At 64.5% G+C, this 19,464-nt stretch carries 14 protein-coding genes and 1 pseudogene; 5 read left to right on the top strand and 10 right to left on the bottom strand.

Going from position 1 to position 19,464, the window contains the following annotated elements; all coding sequences use genetic code 11:
* Positions 1–170 precede the first annotated feature (170 nt).
* Positions 171–467, top strand: a complete 297-nt coding sequence (locus BLU15_RS04115) for a DUF1127 domain-containing protein (protein WP_143034196.1) — start codon at positions 171–173, stop codon at positions 465–467.
* A 56-nt stretch (positions 468–523) separates the two neighbouring features.
* Here BLU15_RS04115 and BLU15_RS04110 read toward each other — a convergent pair whose 3' ends face one another.
* The 9 genes from BLU15_RS04110 to BLU15_RS04070 form a co-directional block, all read right to left on the bottom strand.
* Positions 524–2,155, bottom strand: a complete 1,632-nt coding sequence (locus BLU15_RS04110) for an ABC transporter ATP-binding protein (protein WP_029742611.1) — start codon at positions 2,153–2,155, stop codon at positions 524–526.
* Positions 2,148–2,975 carry an ABC transporter permease gene (locus tag BLU15_RS04105; RefSeq protein ID WP_029742612.1) on the bottom strand — a complete coding sequence of 276 codons (828 nt, stop codon included), beginning with the start codon at positions 2,973–2,975 and terminating at the stop codon, positions 2,148–2,150. Before BLU15_RS04105 ends, BLU15_RS04110 begins: the two co-directional genes overlap by 8 nt.
* Entirely contained in the window at positions 2,972–4,108 is a 1,137-nt protein-coding gene (locus BLU15_RS04100) for an ABC transporter permease (RefSeq protein WP_060515884.1), read from the bottom strand. Before BLU15_RS04100 ends, BLU15_RS04105 begins: the two co-directional genes overlap by 4 nt.
* Positions 4,093–5,682: an ABC transporter substrate-binding protein gene (locus tag BLU15_RS04095; RefSeq protein ID WP_029742614.1), complete on the bottom strand. Its 1,590-nt coding sequence runs from the start codon at positions 5,680–5,682 to the stop codon at positions 4,093–4,095. Before BLU15_RS04095 ends, BLU15_RS04100 begins: the two co-directional genes overlap by 16 nt.
* 386 nt (positions 5,683–6,068) lie before the next feature.
* On the bottom strand, positions 6,069–6,851 hold the full coding sequence (locus BLU15_RS04090) for a carnitinyl-CoA dehydratase (protein ID WP_029742615.1): 783 nt from the start codon (positions 6,849–6,851) through the stop codon (positions 6,069–6,071).
* 5 nt (positions 6,852–6,856) lie between these two features.
* Positions 6,857–8,914: an acetate--CoA ligase family protein gene (locus BLU15_RS04085; protein ID WP_090294346.1), complete on the bottom strand. Its 2,058-nt coding sequence runs from the start codon at positions 8,912–8,914 to the stop codon at positions 6,857–6,859.
* A 7-nt stretch (positions 8,915–8,921) separates the two neighbouring features.
* Positions 8,922–10,082 (bottom strand): acyl-CoA dehydrogenase family protein, encoded by a 1,161-nt coding sequence (locus BLU15_RS04080; protein ID WP_029742617.1) that lies wholly within the window; start codon positions 10,080–10,082, stop codon positions 8,922–8,924.
* A 139-nt stretch (positions 10,083–10,221) separates the two neighbouring features.
* Positions 10,222–11,715 carry a carnitine 3-dehydrogenase gene (locus BLU15_RS04075; RefSeq protein ID WP_090294345.1) on the bottom strand — a complete coding sequence of 498 codons (1,494 nt, stop codon included), beginning with the start codon at positions 11,713–11,715 and terminating at the stop codon, positions 10,222–10,224.
* A gap of 16 nt (positions 11,716–11,731) precedes the next feature.
* Positions 11,732–12,634: a 3-dehydrocarnitine:acetyl-CoA trimethylamine transferase BcoG gene (locus BLU15_RS04070; protein ID WP_090294344.1), complete on the bottom strand. Its 903-nt coding sequence runs from the start codon at positions 12,632–12,634 to the stop codon at positions 11,732–11,734.
* On the opposite strand from BLU15_RS04070, the pseudogene BLU15_RS04065 reads away from it, so the two are divergent.
* A pseudogene (locus tag BLU15_RS04065) lies at positions 12,603–13,714 on the top strand (GlxA family transcriptional regulator). The gene BLU15_RS04070 and the pseudogene BLU15_RS04065 overlap by 32 nt on opposite strands.
* 45 nt (positions 13,715–13,759) lie before the next feature.
* Here the strand turns inward: BLU15_RS04065 and BLU15_RS04060 are convergent.
* Positions 13,760–14,983: a LysR family transcriptional regulator gene (locus tag BLU15_RS04060; RefSeq protein WP_090294343.1), complete on the bottom strand. Its 1,224-nt coding sequence runs from the start codon at positions 14,981–14,983 to the stop codon at positions 13,760–13,762.
* 209 nt (positions 14,984–15,192) lie between these two features.
* Between BLU15_RS04060 and BLU15_RS04050 the strand changes: the two genes are divergently transcribed.
* The 3 genes from BLU15_RS04050 to BLU15_RS04040 all read left to right on the top strand — a co-directional run bounded on the left by BLU15_RS04050 (position 15,193) and on the right by BLU15_RS04040 (position 19,463).
* Positions 15,193–16,731: an aromatic amino acid ammonia-lyase gene (locus BLU15_RS04050; RefSeq protein ID WP_034792145.1), complete on the top strand. Its 1,539-nt coding sequence runs from the start codon at positions 15,193–15,195 to the stop codon at positions 16,729–16,731.
* A gap of 18 nt (positions 16,732–16,749) precedes the next feature.
* Positions 16,750–18,117: a dihydroorotase gene (locus BLU15_RS04045; protein ID WP_090294342.1), complete on the top strand. Its 1,368-nt coding sequence runs from the start codon at positions 16,750–16,752 to the stop codon at positions 18,115–18,117.
* A gap of 65 nt (positions 18,118–18,182) precedes the next feature.
* The gene (locus BLU15_RS04040; protein ID WP_090294341.1) at positions 18,183–19,463 is read left to right on the top strand and encodes a Zn-dependent hydrolase; all 1,281 of its coding nucleotides are present in this window, start codon (positions 18,183–18,185) and stop codon (positions 19,461–19,463) included.
* Position 19,464: the final 1 nt, after the last annotated feature.

The following is a 19,464-nucleotide window of genomic DNA, read 5'->3' as shown; positions in this document are numbered from 1 at the left end:
TGCCATCTGACCGGGCCGTTTTCAATGGCGACATAAGGCAAGGTGCCACAGTGCCTCTTGCGCGTCCAACGGCGCGCGCGGTGCTGCAGGCAAAATACTACAAATGCAGGAGAGGAAAACACAGCAGCTGCGCGATGTGGGACGCGTTCCACGGGCCTAGAGTTCCGACAGTGTTTCAACGCCCTGAGGGGCAGGAAGAGGTGGGAACGGCGATGAACAGCCTGCTTTCGGGAATGTCCGATTTCTATCACGCCGTTCGGCTTGATCTCAACCAGCCGGCCAAGCATCTGGCCGACAGCCTCGGCCGCCACGATCCCTTCCGGATCCTTGTCGTCTGGGAGGACCGCGTTCGCGTCCGCGAGCAACTTCAGCTCATGGCGGATCAATATCCGGAGCGGCTCAAGGATATCGGGATGACGAGGGCTGAGGTTCGCGCAGAGACGAGCAAGGCCTTCTGGCAACGCTGAGCTTGCCTGACGAAGGCATGAGACGGCGGCACGCGATCGTGCCGCCGTCTCGTTTTTCAGTTGCCGGCGCTTTCCATGCGGCGTGTCTTCAGCACCCGCTCCAGCCAGCCGATTTCCATCTCCGGAACCGACTTCAACAGCAGGTCCGTGTAGTCGTCGAAGGGTGGCGACAGCACCTTCGACTTCGGCCCGAAGCGCACGAGGCGGCCGCGATGCATGACCGCGACGCTGTCGGCGATCGCCCGCACGATGGCGATGTCGTGGGTGATAAAGACATAGGAAACAGCGGTTTCCTCCTGAAGCTTAAGAAGCAGATTCAGGATGCCTTCGGCCACAAGCGGATCGAGTGCCGAGGTGGGCTCGTCGCAGAGGATCAGCTCCGGTTTGGCGGCGAGCGCCCTTGCGATCGCCACGCGCTGCTTCTGGCCGCCCGAAAGTTCGGCCGGATAACGATCGAGGAAACGCGTTCCCATTTCGATCTGGTCGAGCAGTTCCTTGACCCGCTCCGTCTTCTTCTGGCCGTGCATGCCGAAGTAGAAGGAGAGCGGTCGACCGACGATGTCTCGCACCGTCTGGCGCGGGTTCATCGCCGTATCGGCCATCTGGTAGATCATCTGGATGCGGCGGAGCTCGTCGTTGCTGCGGCCTTTCAGCGCCCGCGGCAGCTCCTTGCCCTCGAAGGTGATGCGCCCCTCGGTCGGCGGCAAAAGCCCGGTGATGACGCGGGCAAGGGTGGACTTGCCCGAGCCGCTTTCGCCGACGATCGCCAGTGTCTGGCCTTTCGGCAGATGCATCGAGACATCATGCAGCACCTTGAAGCCGTTGGCATAGCCGGCGCTGATATGCTCGATCTTCAACTGCGTCCCGGTCTGGTCGGCGGCTTCCTCGCGTTTCGTCTGGCGGACGCTGACGAGTGCCCGGGTGTAATCCTCGCGCGGCTCTTCGATGATCTGCTTCGTCGAGCCGTATTCCACCGTCTTGCCATGGCGCAGCACCATGATGTCGTCGGAGATCTGGGCGACGACGGCGAGGTCGTGGGTGATGTAGAGGGCTGCCGTGTGCGTCTCTTCGATCGCATGCTTGATCGCGGCGAGCACGTCGATCTGGGTGGTGACGTCGAGCGCGGTCGTCGGCTCGTCGAAGACGATCAGCTCCGGGTTGGGGCAGAGCGCCATGGCGGTCATGGCGCGCTGCAGCTGGCCGCCGGAGACCTGGTGCGGATAGCGCTCGCCAAAGGTTTCCGGATTGGGCAGGCCCAGCACGCGGAAGAGATAGAGCGCCCGCTTCTTAGCCTCCTCGCGGCTCATGATGCCGTGGCGGAGCGACGCCTCGATCACCTGGTCGCCAAGCCGATGCGCCGGATTGAAGGCGGCCGCTGCCGATTGCGCGACGTAGCAGACGCGGGCGCCGCGGATCGAGCGGATGCCGTTCTTGTCGAGCGTCAGAATGTCCTTGCCGTCGAGCAGGACCTGGCCGCCAGTGATGCGCACGCCGCCGCGGCCATAGGCGAGCGCCGAAAGGCCGATGGTCGACTTGCCGGCGCCGGACTCGCCGATGAGGCCGAGCACCTTGCCCTTCTGAACGTCGAAGGAGACGCCCTCGACGAGGGTGACAACCTTCGGCGGTTCGCCCGGCGGGTAGCTGGTCGCTTCGATCTTCAAGTTCTTGACGGAGAGCATCTCAGGCATCGCCGCGTCCTCCCTTGAGGCTGGAGGTTCTCTTCATCAGCCAGTCGACCACAAGGTTGACGCAGATCGCGAGCGTCGCGATCGCAGCACCGGGGATGAGCGCTGCCGAAATGCCGAAGATGATGCCGTCCTTGTTGTCCTTGACCATGCCGCCCCAGTCGGCTGCCGGCGGCTGGATGCCGAGGCCGAGGAAGGAGAGGGTGGAGAGGAACAGGATCGAGAAGGCGAAGCGCAGGCCGAATTCGGCCAAGAGCGGCGACAGCGTGTTCGGCAGGATCTCGCGGAAGATGATCCAGAGCGAACCTTCTCCACGCAGCCTTGCCGCCTCGACGAACTCCATGACCGCGACATCGAGCGCCACGGCGCGGCCGATGCGGAAGACGCGGGTACTGTCGAGTACCGCCATCACCAGGATCAGGATCCACAGATGCTGCGGCAGGACGGCGAGAACGACGAGGGCGAAAATGAGCGTCGGAATCGCCATCATCAGGTCGTTGAAGCGGGAAAACAGCTGGTCCGTGAAACCACCGACAACAGCGGCGGTGAAGCTCAGGATCATGCCGAGCGAGAAGGAAAGCACGGTTGCCGCAAATGCCACGAAGATGGTGGTGCGGGCGCCATAGATCAGACGCGACAGCAGGTCGCGGCCGAGATTGTCGGTGCCGAGCAAGAAGTCGCCGCCGGCCGGAAGCCAGACGTCGCCGACCACGTCGCGTTCACCGAAGGGGGCGATGACAGGCGCAAAGAGGGCGCAGAAGATCGCAATCGCGATGCCGGCGATGCCGATCCAGGCGCTGAAGGGGATGGATCTCAGGTTCATCGCGGATGCCTCAGTCTCGGGTTGGCGATGATCGCGAGAATGTCGGCCGCCATGTTCAGGAAGATGTAGAAGGCGGCAAAGATCAGACCGCAGGCCTGAACGACCGGCATGTCGCGCACGGTCACCGCATCCACCATATATTGGCCCATGCCCGGATAGACGAAGACCACTTCGACCACGACGACGCCGACCACGAGATAGGCCAGGTTGAGCGCAATGACGTTGATGACCGGCGCCACCGCATTGGGGGCGGCGTGACGCGCGATGATGCGGAACATGCCGAGGCCCTTCAGTTCCGCCGTCTCGACATAGGCCGACGACATGACGTTGAGGATCGCCGCGCGGGTCATGCGCATCATGTGGGCGAGAACGACGAGAACGAGGGTCGCGACGGGAAGCGCGATCGCCGAGAGACGTTCGGTGAAGCTCATGCTGTCATAGACGGTCGCGGGGAAGGTCGCGACGCCGTATTTGACGGCGAAGAACATGATCAGGAGATAGCCGACGAAGAACTCGGGCAGCGAGATCGCCGCGAGCGAGACGACGTTGATGATCTTGTCGGGCAGCCGGTTGCGGAACTGCACCGCCAGCATGCCGAGGCCGACGGCGAGCGGTACGGAGACGAGGGCTGCGAAGAAGGCAAGGAACAGCGAGTTGCCGAGGCGCTTGGAAATCTGCTCGCCGACCGAGTTCTTGCTCGCCCAGGAGGTGCCGAAATCGCCTTGGACAGCGCCGCCGAGCCAGGAGACGTAGCGTTCGGTCCAGGGCCGGTCGAGGCCGAGATCCTTGCGGATGTTTTCGACCGCCTGCGGCGTTGCCGACTGGCCGAGATAGGTGGTGGCGAAGTCGCCTGGAAGCGCCTCGATGCCGCCGAAGATCATCAGCGATACGGCGAACAGAAGGCCGACGCTCAAGCCGAGGCGCTGCAGGATCAGCGCCGCGAGCGGGCGGCGGAAGGTGAAGCGCCGCCAGAAGGTGCCGCCGATTTCACCGTTCGAGGGATTGGTGGCAGGGTTGGGTTTTGCTGGTACTCCGGAAAGTTCGGCAGACCGCGGGTGTGTTGCACCCGCGGTTCCATCCGTCGGAACCGGACCAGTGAGCGGTCCGCTTTCCATCATCATGCGTCCAGCCATACCCGGGTTGCGACATAGCCGTTCGACATGTCGTTGCCGATGTCGTGCACGTAGCCTTTCACCTGCTTGGTGGAGGCGTTCACGAAGTCGTTGAACATCGGCAGGATCAGGCCGCCTTCGTCACGCACCATCATGGCCATGGTGCGGTACATGTCCTTGCGCTTGGCCTCGTCGAGTTCCGAGCGGGCCTCGAGCAGGATCTTGTCGAAATCCGGACGCTTGAAGCGGGTGTCGTTCCAGTCGGCGGTCGAAAGATAGGCGGTGGAGTACATCTGGTCCTGGGTCGGACGGCCGCCCCAGTAGGAGGTGGAGAAGGGCTGTACGTTCCAGACGTTGGTCCAGTAGCCGTCACCCGGCTCGCGCTTGACCTCGATCTCGATGCCCGCCTTCTTGGCGCTTTCCTGGTAGAGCACCGCTGCATCGACAGCACCCGGGAAGGCGACGTCGGAGGTGCGCAGCAGTACCGGACCGCTGTGGCCGGATTTCTTGTAGTGGAAGGCCGCCTTGTCCGGATCATAGGCACGCTGCTCGATGCCTTCGGGGAAGAGGGCGTAGGTGTCGTTGATCGGGAAGTCGTTGCCGACCTTGCCGTAACCGCCGAGGATGCGCTGGACCATGGTCTCGCGGTCCATCGAATATTTCAGCGCCATGCGCAGGTCGTTGTTGTCGAAGGGTGCGGTGTTGCAATGCATGATGAACACGTAGTGGCCGCGGCCGGACGTGTTCAGGATCTCGACCGTCGGCGCCTTCTTCAGAAGGTTGACCGTCTTCGGATCGACGCGGTTGATGTAGTGCACCTGGCCGGAGGAAAGCGCGGCGATGCGGGCCGTGGCGTCGTTCATGGCGATCAGCTCGACCGAGTCCACATAGCCGCGGTCGGTGCGCCAGTCGTCGGCATTCTTCTCGAAGGTGGCACGAACGCCGGCTTCGAAGCTCGTCACCTTGAAGGGGCCGGTGCCGATCATCGCGTCCGGCTTGTCGATGCCGCCGCCCGGCTGGATGATGAGGTGATAGTCGGTCAGAAGCAGCGGCAGGTCGGCATTGCCTTCGGTCAGCACGAGCACCAGCTTGTCGCCGTCGGCCTTGATTTCCTTGATCGACTTCATCACGCCGAGCGCGCCGGATTCAGACTTTTCGTCGGTGTGGCGCTGCAGCGTCTTGATGACGTCGTCGAGCGTCAGCTCCTTGCCGTCGTGGAATTTTACGCCCTTGCGGATGGTAAAGGTCCAGGTCGACGCGTCGGTCGAGGGCTCCCAGGATTCGGCGAGTGCCGGCACCGGCGCGCCGGTCGTCGGGTGGCTTTCGACGAGCATGTCGCCCCAGTTGCGGCCGACGACGAACATGAATTGCGACAGCGCCTTGGCCGGGTCCTTCGAGTCGGTGGCGGCAGCGCCTTCGAGACCGAGTTTCAGGTGACCGCCGCGCTTCGGCTCCTGCGCTGCAGCGCTGGTGGCAAACAAAGTGCCGGCCGTCGAGGCGAGAATGCCGGCTGCTGCCGCGCGGCCCAAAAACTCGCGCCGGTTCATCTTGCCGAGCATGACCTGTCGTGTGAGGTAATCCTTGTAATCGCTCATTCCCCTGTTCCCTTTTCTCGTCGGCATTCGCCGTTCGTTGTGGTTGGTAGAGATTGCTGCGTACAGCCATTGTATCGATGGCTTCGGACTGGGCCGGAGGGCCGCTTGTTTTCTTCCGGGTTCTTGTCTCTCCTTCCTTCTGGCCGGGCGTCCTTCGTTCAGATCGATAAGCGTAATCGCTGGAACTCTTGTTGTAACGCCCTAAATTACAATTTATTTCCATAAGCATGGCTTATGGACACGTGTTTAATGGCGCGCGATGTTGCCCGCGCGTCTCGTCACGTTCCGGTGCCGGTCCATCCGGCTCTGTTGCCTGCGCCGCCAAGGGTTGGCGGTGCTCTTCGAAGCGGGTTGCGGGCGGAAACCGCACGCACTCTCGTTCGGTCTCAGCGCCCCTTCCACACGGGGTCGCGCTTCTCCGCGAAGGCGCGCGCGCCCTCCAGCTGGTCTTCGCTCGAATAGAGAATATCGACGGTTTTGAACTGCCGCTGGGTGATCTTGTTCATGGTCGTCTGGAAGGCTTCGCCCTCGGCGGCGCGGACCACTTCCTTGATCGCCGCATAGACCAGCGGCGGGCCGCTTTCGAGCAGGCGGGCGAGCTCCCAGGCGCGCTCCATCAGTTTGCCTGCCGGCAGGATCTCGTTGACGAAGCCCCAGCGGTGGGCTTCCTGCACGTCGAGCCAGCGGCCGGTCAGAAGCATGTCCATGGCGATGTGATAGGGGATGCGCTTCGGCAGCTTGATCGAGGCAGCATCGGCAACGGTGCCGGAGCGGATTTCGGGCAACGCGAAGGTCGCGTGTTCGGCGGCAAGGATCAGGTCGGTCGAAAGCGCGATCTCGAGGCCGCCGCCGCAGCAGATGCCGTTGATCGCGGCGATGATCGGCTTGTTGAGATCGCGCAGTTCCTGCATGCCGCCGAAGCCGCCGACGCCGTAGTCACCATCGACCGCGTCACCGTCGGCAGCAGCCTTCAGGTCCCATCCCGGACAGAAGAATTTTTCACCGGCGCCGGTGATGATCGCGACACGTAGGCTGTCGTCGTCGCGGAAGTCGCGGAAGATCTCGCCCATGACCCGGCTGGTTTTCAGGTCGATGGCGTTCGCCTTCGGCCGGTCGATCGTGACTTCCAGAATACCGCCTTCGCGGCGTGTGAGGATCGGTCCGGTCATGAGGGTCAGTTCCTCCGGCGAATGAGAGCGTCGGCGGCAACGGCACCCTGACCGTTCGGCAACACCATCAATGGATTGATATCCAGTTCTTCGAGTTTCGAAGCGTTTGCAACGACATAGGATGCCGCTGCCGCGACAGCCGCGGTTAAAGCGGCGTAATCGGCAGCAGGCGCGCCGCGATAACCGTCGAGCAGCTTGCGGATCTTCAGCCCGCCGATTGCTTCCCCGATCGCTTCCGGCGTCGTCGGCAGCGTCAGGATGGCGGAATCATCGAGCAGTTCCACGAGGATGCCGCCGGCACCGATCGTCAAAACCGGGCCGGCGACGGGGTCGCGCATGGCGCCGATAATGAGCTCGGCGACCGGTTTCGCCACCATCTTCTCGACAAGGTACCCGGAGGTGACGGCGGCCATGGCCTTGGCCGCCGCAAGGACGTCCGCGCGGCTCGCAAGGTTGAGCTTCACGGCACCCGCTTCGGTCTTGTGGGCGACGCCGAGGCCTTTCAGCACGACCGGGAAACCGAGCGCTTCGGCAGCGTCTGCGGCTTCTTCGGCGGTTGCTGCGGTCTTGCCCTTCGGCACGGTCAGGCCGGCGGCAGCAAGCTCCACCTTGGCCTCGTGTTCGCTGAGCGTGATGGCTTCACCGGCAGCGGCGACACCGCCATCGTGCAGGCGGGGCGGGACGGGCTTGGCCCAGGCGGTGCCGATCTCGGCGGCCGTCTCGATGGCTGCCAGTGCTTCCTCGATGCCGAAGAAGGGCACGACACCCGCCTTCATCAGGAAGAGGGCGGTGGCTTCCGGCATGTTTTCGCCAAGGCTGGCGACGATGCCGGCGCGGGCACCCGTTGCCCGGGCCGCGTCGATCACCGCATGGCAGGTGGTTTCCCAGTCTGCCGGGTCGCAGCGGTCAAGGCGCGGGAAGTCGAGCACGAGCAGGTTGATCGCGTAGCCGCCCTTCATCATGGCGGTAAAGGCGGTGGTCTGCTTCTCGCGGTTGCCCCAGACGAAGGTGTGGTAGTCGAGCGGGTTGGCGATCGTCACCATCTCGCCGAGCGCATCCTTCAGCGGCTTCTTCTGCTCGTCGCGCAAGGGCCGGTAATTGACCCGGTAGCGCTCGCCGGCATCCGCCATCAGCGAGGCCTCGCCGCCGGAGCAGCTCATCGAGGAGATGTCGTTGCTCTCGAGTGGGCCTGCCACATGCAGCAGCTTCAGCGTTTCCAAGAGCGCCGGCAACGTGTCGACGCGGCCGATGCCGAGGCGGGCAAGAAGCGCCGAGGAGACGCGGTCGTTGCCGGCAAGCGATGCGGTGTGCGACACCGTCGCAAGCTGGGCCGCTTCCGACTTGCCGACCTTCAGCGTCACGACCGGTTTGCCGAGTTCGCGCGCGCGCGTCGCCAGCCGCTCGAGGGCAGCAACGCTGTCGAAACCCTCGATATGCAGGCCGACGGCGGTGACGCGCGGGTCTTCGAGCACGGCGCAGGCGATGTCCGACAGACCCGTCTGCGCCTGGTTGCCGGCGGTCATGACATAGGCAAGCGGCAGACCGCGCGTCTGCATCGAAATGTTGCAGGCGATGTTGGAGGACTGCGTCAGGATCGCGACGCCTTTTTCGACGCGTTGCATGCCGTGTTGGTCCGGCCAGAGCAGGGCGCCATCGAGCATGTTGATGAAGCCGTAGCAATTCGGCCCGACGATCGGCATGTCGCCGGCAGCCGCCACCAGCGCCTCCTGCATGTCGTTGCCGTCGTCAAGCTCGCTTGCCGCCTCGCGAAAGCCGGAGGCGTAGCAGACGGCGCCGCCGGCGCCGCGGCTCGCAAGATCGCGGATGATATCGATCGTCAGCTGCCGGTTGACGCCGACGAAGGAGGCATCCGGTGCGCCTGGCAGTTCTGCCACCGAGCGATAGCACTTGCGGCCGAGGATTTCGGCTTCGCGCGGGTGCACCGGCCAGATCTCACCGGTAAAGCCCATCTTGTCGCATTGCTCGATGACACGCCGGGCTTCCTTGCCGCCGAAGACGGCGATGGTGCGCGGGCGGATGAGGCGGTCGAGGGAGCGTATCATCGGCCGATCACGCTCCCAGAGGCCGCAGCAGGTCGCGGCTGATGATGTGGCGCTGGATTTCAGACGTGCCGTCCCAGATGCGTTCGACGCGAGCGTCGCGCCAGAAGCGGGCGAGCGGCAGGTCGTCCATCAGGCCCATGCCGCCGAAGATCTGGATCGCCTCGTCGGTGACGCGGGCGAGCATCTCGGTGGCAAAAACCTTGGCGGACGCAATCTCGCGGTTCGAGGGCAGGCCGTTATCGAGCCGCCAGGCGGCCGAAAGGGTCAGGAGGTCGGCGGCGTCGATCTCGGTGATCATGTCGGCGAGCTTGAAGGAGACGCCCTGGTTGGCACCGATCGGCTTGCCGAACTGCTTGCGTTCGGCGGCGTAATTCAGCGCATAGTCGAAGGCGCGACGGGCACGGCCGACCGAAGTCGCCGCCACCGTCAGGCGGGTGGCGAACAGCCAGTCGTTGGCGACGTCGAAACCCTTGTGCACCTCGCCGAGGATCTGGGCGGAGGGCAGGCGGCAATCGTCGAAGGTCAGGACACAGTTGTTGTAGCCGCGGTGCGACACGGAATTGTAGCCCTTGCGGATCTCGAAGCCGGGCGTGCCGCGATCGACGAGAAAGCAGGTGATCTTCTTTTTCGGGCCGCGCGGCGTATCCTCTTCGCCGGTCGCGATGAAGACGATGACGAAATCGGCGATGTCGGCGTGGCTGATGAAATGCTTCGTGCCGTTGACGATCCAGTCGTCGCCGTCCTTGCGGGCAAAGCACTTCATGCCGCGCACGTCCGAGCCGGCGTCCGGCTCGGTCATCGCAAGCGCATCGAACTTGTCACCTTTGACGGCCGGCAGCAGGTACTTTTCGCGCTGCTCGGCGTTGCAGGCCATCAGGATGCCAGAGGGGCGACCGAAGAAGACGGTCAGGCCCATGGAGCCGCGGCCAAGCTCGCGCTCGACCAGGGTGAAGGAGGTGTGATCGAGACCGGCGCCGCCGACTTCCTCCGGGAAATTACAGCCGAAGAAGCCGATCTCCTTGCATTTGCGGGCGATCTCCTGACCGAGTTCGCGCGGCACTACGCCGGTGCGCTCGACCTCGTCCTCATGCGGATAGATTTCCGTTTCGACGAAGCTCCTGACCGTATCGACGATCATCTGCTGTTCTTCGGTCAGTGCGAAATTCATTGTGTTGTTCCCCTCGTTTTCGCGCCGCTGACGTCGGTGCCGCAAACGATGGCCGCCTCCTCAAGCGTCCTTCGGCTGCGGTTTGCGGCTCCGCCGGAAGGCGAAGCTGCCTGTTGTTGCTGGCCCGCCGCTGTTGCGGTCAGGCGCGCTTCTGGCCGACGAAGCGTCCGGCACCAACGGGCGTCGGCAGTTGCGCATGGGCTTCAGTGATCGCGCGGAGCTTGCTCAGCACCGCCTCGGGTGCCGCGACCGCCTTGCCGGCCTTGCTGTCGACATGCAGCATCATCTGTTCGGCGGTGGCGACGGCCTCGTTGGTTGCGGCGTTGTAGATCGTCGAAAAGATGTGAAGACGCTTTTCGTCCGACGACAGGATCTGGCAGGTCGAGTAGAGCGCCTCGCCGAGCTTGGCTTCGCCAAGGTTCCGGATATGGGTCTCGACCGTGTAGTAGCTGTGACCGTCGCGGACATAGTCGAGGTCGACGCCGATGAGGCGCAGCACGCCGTCGGAGGTGTCGCCGAAGACCTGGAGATAACGGTGCTCGGTCATGTGGCCGTTGTAATCGACCCAGGCGGCGCTGACCTTGGTGTCGAGGATGCGCAGCGGCTTGACGTCGCCGAGGTCGGCTTCCGGCTTCCGGGCGTTGGCCCAGAGCTTGGCCTCGAAATCGGCAAGCAGCTTGCCCGCACCCCAGCCTTCGCCGCCGTTACCGGATTTCAGCGCATGCATGATGCCGACGAGGTTTTCGTCGCGGATGCGTTCGAGCTCGCGGATCGAGCGACCGGCGGCCTGCGCGTCCGACTGGGCTCCGATCTTTTCGACCAACGCATCGTCGAGGTCGACGACGTCGGTGAACTTCGTCCAGGGCCATTTCAGGCAGGGGCCGAACTGGGCGAGGAAGTGGCGCATGCCGGCCTCGCCGCCGGCGATGCGGTAGGTCTCGAACAGGCCCATTTGCGCCCAGCGCATGCCGAAGGAATAACGCATGACGTTGTCGAGCGTTTCGGTATCGCAGATGTCGTCCTGGATCAGCCAGAGTGCCTCGCGCCAGAGTGCCTCGAGCAGGCGGTCGCCGACGAAGGCCTCGATCTCCTTGGCGATGACGACGCCCTTCATGCCGATCTGCTCGACGCCCTGCATGGCGCGCTCGATCGTCGCCTTCGACGTCTTCTTGCCGCCGACGAGCTCGACGAGCGGCAAGAGGTAGACGGGGTTGTAGGGATGCGCCACGAACATGCGCTCGGGGTGGTGCATCTCGGACTGCAGGTCGGAGGGCAAAAGGCCCGAGGTGGAGGACCCGATCAGCGCATCGGGCCTTGCGGCGGCATCGATCTTGGTGATCACGCCGCGCTTCAGTTCCAGCCGCTCCGGCACGCTTTCCTGAATCCAGTCAGCACCTTCGACCGCTTCCTCGATGCTCTTGCAGAAGGTGAGTTTTCCCTTCGGCGGCAACGGCGCCATGGTCAGCATGGCATAGGCGCGCTCGGCATTGGCCATGACTTCGCCGATGATGCGCTCGGCTTCCGGATGCGGGTCGAAGATATTTACGTCGATGCCGGCAAGCGCAAAGCGCGCCACCCAGGCGCCGCCGATGACGCCGCCGCCGACACAGGCTGCTTTGGTGATAAAGCTCATGGTGTCCAGTCCTTGCTCAGCGCTTCGTCAGCTTCAGTTTCTCGCGGACCTCTTTCGGTCCGATGATCTTGGCGCCCATGCCCTCGATGACGCCGACCGCCTTTTCGACGAGCTGACCGTTGGTGGCGAGCTGGCCCTTGCCGATATAGAGGTTGTCTTCGAGGCCGACGCGGACGTTGCCGCCGGCAAGGATGGCTGCTGCCGGATAGGCGAGCGCGTTGCGGCCGATGGAGAAGGCCGAGAAGGTCCAGTTGGCAGGCACGTTGTTGACCATGGCCATGAAGGTGTTGAGGTCGTCGGGCGCGCCCCACGGAATGCCCATGCAGAGCTGGATCAAGACCGGATCCTCGATCAGGCCTTCCTCGACCAGCTGCTTGGCAAACCAGAGGTGGCCGGTGTCGAAGGCTTCGATCTCCGGACGCACGCCAAGGGCGGTCATCTGGCGGGCCATTTCGCGCAGCATCGACGGCGTGTTGGTCATGACGTAGTCGCCGAGCGAAAAGTTCATGGTGCCACAGTCGAGCGTGCAGATTTCCGGCAGACATTCGGCCACGTGGGCGACGCGCTCGGTGGCGCCGGCCATGTCGGTGCCTTTCTCGCTGAGCGGGAGCGGGCTTTCGACGTTGCCGAAGATCAGGTCCCCGCCCATGCCGGCGGTCAGGTTCAGCACCATGTCGACATCGGCAGAGCGGATACGGTCAGTCACTTCCCTGTAGAGATCGAGCCTGCGGGCCGGCGCGCCGGTCTCCGGATCGCGGACGTGGCAGTGGACCACGGCAGCGCCGGCCTTGGCCGCCTCGACCGCCGCTTCGGCGATCTTTTTCGGCGTGATCGGCACGTGGCTGGACTTTGAAACGGTGTCTCCCGAGCCGGTGACGGCACAGGTGATGAATACCTCGCGGTTCATGCTGAGCGGCATTGCTGTCTCCCTTTTATTGCGCCCATTACGAGCCAAGAAAGACCGCGCTGCTTTTCATTATCGGCTTCATTCTATACATTATCGGCGACAGAGTGGAGAAGTTTGGGCATGGATCAGAACGTTTCGCAGGTGCAGCACGTCGATGTCCTGGTGCTGCCGGAGACCAATCTGATCCTCGTTGCCTCGGTCATCGAGCCGATGCGTGCCGCCAACCGCATTGCCGGCCGCCCGCTCTACGACTGGACGATCTACAGCCCCGACGGTGCGCCGATCGAAACGAAGAGCGGCATCCCCATTCCGGTCTCCGGTATCTTCCGGCCGCAGCGCGAGACGTCGCCGCTTTTCATCCTCTCGAGCTACAACTGGCAGCGCAGCGCCACTTCGCAGCTAAAGATGCTGCTCTCGCAGACCGCGCGGCACCGCGAGCTGATGGCCGGCATCGAATCCGGCTCCTGGCTGCTTGCCGAGACCAGCCTGCTCGACAATTTCAAGGCGACGACCCACTGGGAGGATTTCGAGGATTTCACCGCCGCCTACCCGCAGGTGACGATGGTGCGCGAGCGCTTCGTCATCGACGGCAAGCGCATCACGACCGGTGGCTCGTTGCCGACGCTCGACCTGATGCTGGAGCTGATCCGCCGGGCGCATGGCTATTCGCTGGCACTCGAAGTCTCCCGCCTCTTCATCTACGAGCAGGAGCGCACCCGCGGCGATCTCCTGCAGATGCCGACGATCGGCAACATGCGCATCCTCGATCCACGCGTCGGTGCCGCCGTCAAGCTGATGGAGGAAACGGTGGAAGCGCCCTTGACGCTCGCCAGGCTCGCCCGCCGCATCGGCGTCAGCACCCGGCATCTGCAAGATCTCTTTCGCGACACGATGGGCGTTGCGCCGCACGAGCACTACCTGGCGCTTCGTCTCAATGCAGCGCGGCGCAAGGTGATCGAGACGCGGATGGAATTTGCCGACATTGCCGCGATCTCCGGCTTCAACTCGTCGTCTTCTTTCTCGCGCAGCTACAGGGCGCACTACCGTGAAAGCCCGAGCGAAACGCGCAGGCGGCTGAAGCTGAAGAGCTGAGCGCGCGCTTCAAGTATCGATTCAAGCGGGAATTTCAGAGTCGTTTCAGGCGTTTGGCGGCCGATGATCAGGAACTGATTCCGCCGGCGGTCTCGTCTCGGCGCTCATCTTCATCATCGAAATCATCAACTCGCCGATCTCGGCGGCGAAGGCGCCGCGCGGCCAGACGAGTGTCAGCGACTGCCGATAGGCGGGGCCGAGCCGGATCATGGCTGGCGGGCGATGCACGCGGGCGAGCGAGGATTGCGGCAGCACCGAGAGATAGCCGTGCTGGCGAACGAGGTTGATGATGACGGGGATGGAATCGACCTCGACGAGGGTGATGCGCCGCCGTTCGGCTTCATCAAGCGTGTCGTCGAGGAAGCGCGCGGCCTCGCGGCGAAGGCCGCTCCGGACGCTCGGCACCGCGATCGGGCAGGCGGCGAGCAGCCGGGGCAGGTTGCCGCCCAGTTCCGAAAGGGCGGAGGCTGGCCCCGCCAGCACCAGCGGCGTCTGCGACACCAGCCGGCCCTCACAGTCGGCCGGGATCTCGGCGACATCGAGCAGCGCGGCATCGAACCGTCGGCTGCGAAGGCCGACGAGCAGTTCGTCGGCCGTGGTGCTGGAAATGAACAGTGGTTGGCGCGGGCGGGCGCGGTGCCAGTTTGCCGTCAGGGCCGCCAGCATGCGGGCGATCTCGCTTTCCGGACCAAGCGGCATGACGGCGCCGAGCCGCCAGGTGGCGACGTCGCGGCGAAAGCGGTCGGCAGAGGCGTGGGTCAGCCGCGCCCAGATATCGAGCAGGGCCTCGCTGAGCGGAATGATCCGCTCCGCGGTTGGCGTACAGAGGACCCCGCCATGGGAGCGTTCGAACAGCCTGGTGCCGAGATGGCGTTCGAGATCCGCCATCTGCCGCGTCAGTTGCGGCTGGCCGAGGCCGAGCGCCTTTGCCGTGGCACGGATGCTGCCGGAGCGGGCGATGCGCACGAAGCGGTCGAGCGCGACGAGGCCGATCGGCGGCACGGGGGCGGTCGTCTCCCGTCCGACGCCTTCCAGGATGGCGGTGATCTTGCCGGTTGCCTCTTCGACGTCGACGGCGCGCGCGCGCGCTTCGAGCGTAACCACCAGCGCTGTTTCTTCCCGACGGAAAAGCGGCATGGAGATCGCCTGCTCGAAGCGCTTGACCGCGGCGCTCACGCTCGACGGCGCCCGGCCGCAGCGAGTTGCGGCGCGGCGAACGCCACCTTCACGAAGCACCGCATCGACCAACGCGATCGTCGCCATATCCATTCCAATGACCCCGGACGTGGCACCTTCACCAGGTGCGTTCTGAAATATGCATCACCCGTTCCGGATTTGGGATATAGCATGGATGCGCGATAAGCGCATAGCATGCATGAAGCACCCCGGCGTTTTCGAGCGTCGGGTGCGAGACATCAGAGCATCCGCGCACCGTTTCGAAACCGAAGCGCGCTCGGCGCGGAAGGATATTTATCGGCATGCTGTATCAGGTCAAAACCACCGTTCTCTGCGGGAAACCGCTGGACTTCGCGACGCTCGAGGATATCGGGGCGGGAAGGGCGCGACCGGTGGCCGACGACGGCGGCATGGAACGGGTGGCGGCCGCCCACAAGGTGGTTGCCGAACGTGTCGCGATGGGGCTTCCCGTCTACGGCTCCAACACCGGCGTCGGCTCGATGAAGGACCGGCTCTGGACCGCCGACGATCTCGCCGAATTCAACAATGCGCTGGTCAGAGCCCACCATTTCGGCACCGGCGAATTCTTTGCGCCGGCGATCGTACGCATGGCGATCGCCATCCGCGTGAACACCGCGATGCGGGGCCACACCGGCTGCAGCCCGGACCTGATCCGGGCGTTTCTGGCACTCAGCGAGCACGACATCATTCCGGCCGTGCGCCGCCACGGCTCCATGGGCTGCGCCGATATCGGGCTGATGGGCCAGATCGCCTCGGTGCTGACCGGTGTCGGCGAGGCCTATTACCAAGGGCGCCTCGTTTCGGCCGATACGGCGCTTGCCGAGGCGGGTCTCAAGCCGTTCGTCATGCAGCCGCGCGATGCACTGGCGGCTCTCAGCGTCAACGCCATTTCCTTTGCCGCTGCCGTAAACGTGCTGCGCGAGGCGGCGGCCGCGATCCGCGTGTTGCTCGTCACCGGCGTCATGTCGTCTCAGGCGCTTGGTGCCTCCGCCGACCCGTGGCGGGTGGCCGCGACGCTCTCGACCCGCGGCGAGGCGCTGGTCGGCTCCTGGCTCTATGGCCAGTCCGGCATTTCCGACTGGCCGTTACCGACGGCGATCCACGATCCCTTGAGCCTGCGCATGACCGCCCAGGTCTTCGGCGCGGTCGTCGATACGCTGCTGGTCGCCGCCGGCCGGCTGGTGGAGCAGACCTATCTCTCCGACGACAACCCTGTTGTCATCGGCGGCCAGGTCCATTCCTCCGGTGCATCGCTGCCGCTGACGACGACGCTCTATATCGAGGCGGCGCAGATCGCCTTTTCCCATGCGGCGCGCAACGTTTTGAACCGCTGCATCCTGCTGTCGAACGGCGGACGCCGCAATCTCTCGGTCAATCTGGTGGCGCCGGGGGAAGTCGCGACCGGGCTCGGGCCGCTGATGAAGCTTGCGGTCGAACTCTATATGCGCGTGCAGTCGCTCGCGGTGCCGCTTTCGGCGCAGTCGATCGTGGTTGCCGGCGGTCTCGAAGAAGAGGCGACCTTCCTGCCGCTGATCGTCGAGCGCATGGAAACCCAGGTGCGCGATCTGCGCCAGCTCGCCGCGATCGAGGCGATGCTTTCGGCCCAGGCGATCGATCTCGTCGGCGACCAGCCGCAGGGGATCGTCAAGCGCGCCTATGACCAGACCCGTTCGGTCAGCCCCATGTATCTCAAAGACCGGCCGCTCTCGAAGGAGATCGAGGCGCTGCAGGATGCGTTCACCTGCCACGACCTGTTGCGCTCCTTCGTCGCTCTGGCGCCGATGCCGGAATTCGATGACTTCTTCGCGCTCGACAAATAATCCGATTGGGAGAGCAGCATGTCCGATTTCGATCTCGTTCTGAAAGGCACCGTTGTTCTCCCCGAAAGGATCGTCGAAGGCGGCCACGTGGCGGTGCGCGACGGCAAGGTGGTGCATGTCGGGCAAGGGGCTGCACCCGCCGCGCGGGAGTGGCATGATCTCGGCAACGCGCTGATCCTGCCCGGAGCCGTCGACGCGCAGGTCCATTCGCTGTCGCAGAAGAACCAGGAGGATTTCCTGTGGTCGACCCGTTCGGCGGCGGCCGGCGGTGTGACCACCATTGTCGACATGCCCTATGACGAGGGCAATCTCGTCTGCTCTGCCGAAGCCCTTCGCCGCAAGATCGACCATGCGGGACCGCAGGCGCGCATCGACTTCGCGCTCTATGGCACCGTGGACCCGGAGGAGGGACCGGCGCGCATCGGCGAGATGGTGGAGGCGGGTGTCGCCGCCTTCAAGTTCTCGACCTTCGGCACCGATCCAAAGCGCTTTCCCCGCATTCCGGCAGCCCTTCTCGAAGACTGCTTCCGGGCGATCGCGCCGACCGGGCTTTCAGCCGGCGTCCACAACGAGGATGACGAGGCGGTGCGTGCCGCGATCGACAAGGTCAAGGCGGCTGGCATCACCGACTACCGCGCCCATGGGCTGTCGCGTCCGCCGCTGACGGAACTGCTCGCCACCAACCAGATCTACGAGACGGGTGCCGCCACCGGCTGCCCGGCGCATGTGGTGCACTGCTCGCTCGGGCGCGGCTATGAGATTGCCGCCGCCTATCGCGCCCAGGGCTACAAAGCGACGATCGAGTGCTGCATCCACTACCTGACGCTCGACGAAGAAAACGATGTTCGCCGTCTCGGCGGCAAGGCCAAGATCAACCCGCCGATCCGGCCGCGCGCCGAGGTGGAAAAGCTCTGGCGGCACGTGGCCGACGGCACGGTGACGATGGTCTCTACCGATCACGTCAGCTGGTCTGAGGATCGCAAGACCAATCCGGACATGCTGGCGAACGCATCTGGCGTGCCGGGGCTCGAAGTCATGGTGCCGCTCTTCGTCAAGGGCGCGCTGGAGCGCGGCATTCCCTTGACGCGCGCAGCCGAGCTGATGACGCTGAACCCGGCCAGGCATTTCCGTCTTGATCATCAGAAGGGTGCGCTGGAACCTGGAAAGGATGCCGACATCATCGTCATGACGCCGGAGCCCTATGTCTATGATGCGGCCGAGAGCGGTCACAACGTCGTCGGCTGGTCGCCCTATAATGGCATTAGACTGCCCTGGCGGGTTTCAGCGACCTATCTGCGGGGCAGGCTTGCCTTCGATGGTCGCCAGGTTTTGGCCGAGCCGGGCGCGGGACAGTTTGTCCGGCCGCTCGCCACTTTGGCTCTGTAAAGCGGAATGCGGAAAAGTGCGTGCGGTTTTCCGCCCGCATCCCGCATCGAGATTTAGGAAATGTGATGAGCAAGACCGCCCACAAAGTTCCGGCCAATCTGCCCGTCAATGCCAGCCGCATTGCCGGCATCATCAACGGCCTGGCAGGTATCACCGAGCCGGACCGGCCCTACACACGCCGCGCCTTCACGCCGCTGTTCCTCGAGGGCCGGGCCTTTCTCGACCGGCGTTTTCGCGCGGCCGGGCTTGAAACCCGCATCGACGCCGCCGGCAACCTGATCGGCCGGCGCAAGGGGAAAAAGTCGGCGCTCGGCACCATCCTGCTCGGCTCCCATTCCGACACGGTGCCGGATGGCGGCCGCTTCGATGGCATCGCCGGCGTGGCGGCGGCGCTCGAAGTGGCGCGCGCGCTTTCCGACAACGGCATCGACCTCGACCACGATCTGGAGATCGTTGATTTCCTGGCCGAGGAAGTGTCGATCTTCGGCGTTTCCTGCGTCGGCAGCCGCGGCATGGCGGGCGTGCTGCCCGATGGGTGGCTCAGCCGCACGCAAGGGGATCTGAGCCTCAGGCAGGGTATCGTCGAGGTGGGCGGTGACCCCTCCAGGCTTTCCGGCTCGAAACGCTCCGACATCAAGGCCTTCCTCGAACTGCACATTGAACAGGGGCCCATACTGGAGACTGGGCGGCTCGATGTCGGGGTGGTTACCGCCATCTCGGGCATCACCCGCATCGAGATCATCGTCGAGGGCCAGGCGGACCATGCCGGTACGACTCCGATGGGGCACCGGCGCGATGCGCTGGTTGCCGCCTCGCATCTGGTGCTGGAGATCGAGCGGCTGGCGACGGAATTTTCTCACGGCGACGGGCATTTCACCGCGACGGTCGGTGAATTCTCGATCGAGCCGAATGCAGCCAATGTGGTGCCGTCTCGCGTCCGGCTGCTGATCGATGCGCGTGCCGAGCTGCGGCCGCAAATGGAGCGGTTCCTGGCAACGCTCGGCTCCCTTTGCCAGGGTGTCGCCGAGGCGTCGGCCGTGACGATCCCGCCCGCCACTGTGATCTCGGACAACCACCCGACGCCGGGCGATCCGCTCCTGCTTTCAACGCTCGAAGAAAGCTGCGATGCGATCGGCGCCAAGCATCGGCGCATGGCCTCCGGCGCCGGTCACGACACCGCCTGGATGGGACGCATCACCCGTTCGGCGATGATCTTCATTCCCTGCCTCGGCGGGCGCTCGCATGCGCCGGAGGAATGGGCCGAAAACGACGATATCGCGCTCGGCGCGGCCGTTCTCTTCGATGCGGTGAAGCGACTCGACAAGAAATTGCAGGAGAAGGTGTGAG

This window comes from Ensifer sp. YR511 (assembly GCF_900103045.1).
Taxonomy (GTDB): domain Bacteria; phylum Pseudomonadota; class Alphaproteobacteria; order Rhizobiales; family Rhizobiaceae; genus Ensifer; species Ensifer adhaerens.
The sequence above is the reverse complement of the archived record's forward strand: the minus strand, read 5'-3'. Positions and strand labels throughout refer to the sequence as shown.

Excerpts from the sequence above, each read along its gene's own strand:
- BLU15_RS04070 (WP_090294344.1), bottom strand. The coding sequence starts at position 12,634 with ATGCCGCTCAGCATGAACCGCGAGGTATTCATCACCTGTGCCGTCACC.
- BLU15_RS04085 (WP_090294346.1), bottom strand. The coding sequence starts at position 8,914 with ATGATACGCTCCCTCGACCGCCTCATCCGCCCGCGCACCATCGCCGTC.
- BLU15_RS04095 (WP_029742614.1), bottom strand. The coding sequence starts at position 5,682 with ATGAGCGATTACAAGGATTACCTCACACGACAGGTCATGCTCGGCAAG.
- BLU15_RS04100 (WP_060515884.1), bottom strand. The coding sequence starts at position 4,108 with ATGGCTGGACGCATGATGATGGAAAGCGGACCGCTCACTGGTCCGGTT.
- BLU15_RS04090 (WP_029742615.1), bottom strand. The coding sequence starts at position 6,851 with ATGACCGGACCGATCCTCACACGCCGCGAAGGCGGTATTCTGGAAGTC.
- BLU15_RS04050 (WP_034792145.1), top strand. The coding sequence starts at position 15,193 with ATGCTGTATCAGGTCAAAACCACCGTTCTCTGCGGGAAACCGCTGGAC.
- BLU15_RS04040 (WP_090294341.1), top strand. The coding sequence starts at position 18,183 with ATGAGCAAGACCGCCCACAAAGTTCCGGCCAATCTGCCCGTCAATGCC.
- BLU15_RS04060 (WP_090294343.1), bottom strand. The coding sequence starts at position 14,983 with ATGGATATGGCGACGATCGCGTTGGTCGATGCGGTGCTTCGTGAAGGT.
- BLU15_RS04110 (WP_029742611.1), bottom strand. The coding sequence starts at position 2,155 with ATGCCTGAGATGCTCTCCGTCAAGAACTTGAAGATCGAAGCGACCAGC.
- BLU15_RS04045 (WP_090294342.1), top strand. The coding sequence starts at position 16,750 with ATGTCCGATTTCGATCTCGTTCTGAAAGGCACCGTTGTTCTCCCCGAA.
- BLU15_RS04105 (WP_029742612.1), bottom strand. The coding sequence starts at position 2,975 with ATGAACCTGAGATCCATCCCCTTCAGCGCCTGGATCGGCATCGCCGGC.
- BLU15_RS04080 (WP_029742617.1), bottom strand. The coding sequence starts at position 10,082 with ATGAATTTCGCACTGACCGAAGAACAGCAGATGATCGTCGATACGGTC.
- BLU15_RS04075 (WP_090294345.1), bottom strand. The coding sequence starts at position 11,715 with ATGAGCTTTATCACCAAAGCAGCCTGTGTCGGCGGCGGCGTCATCGGC.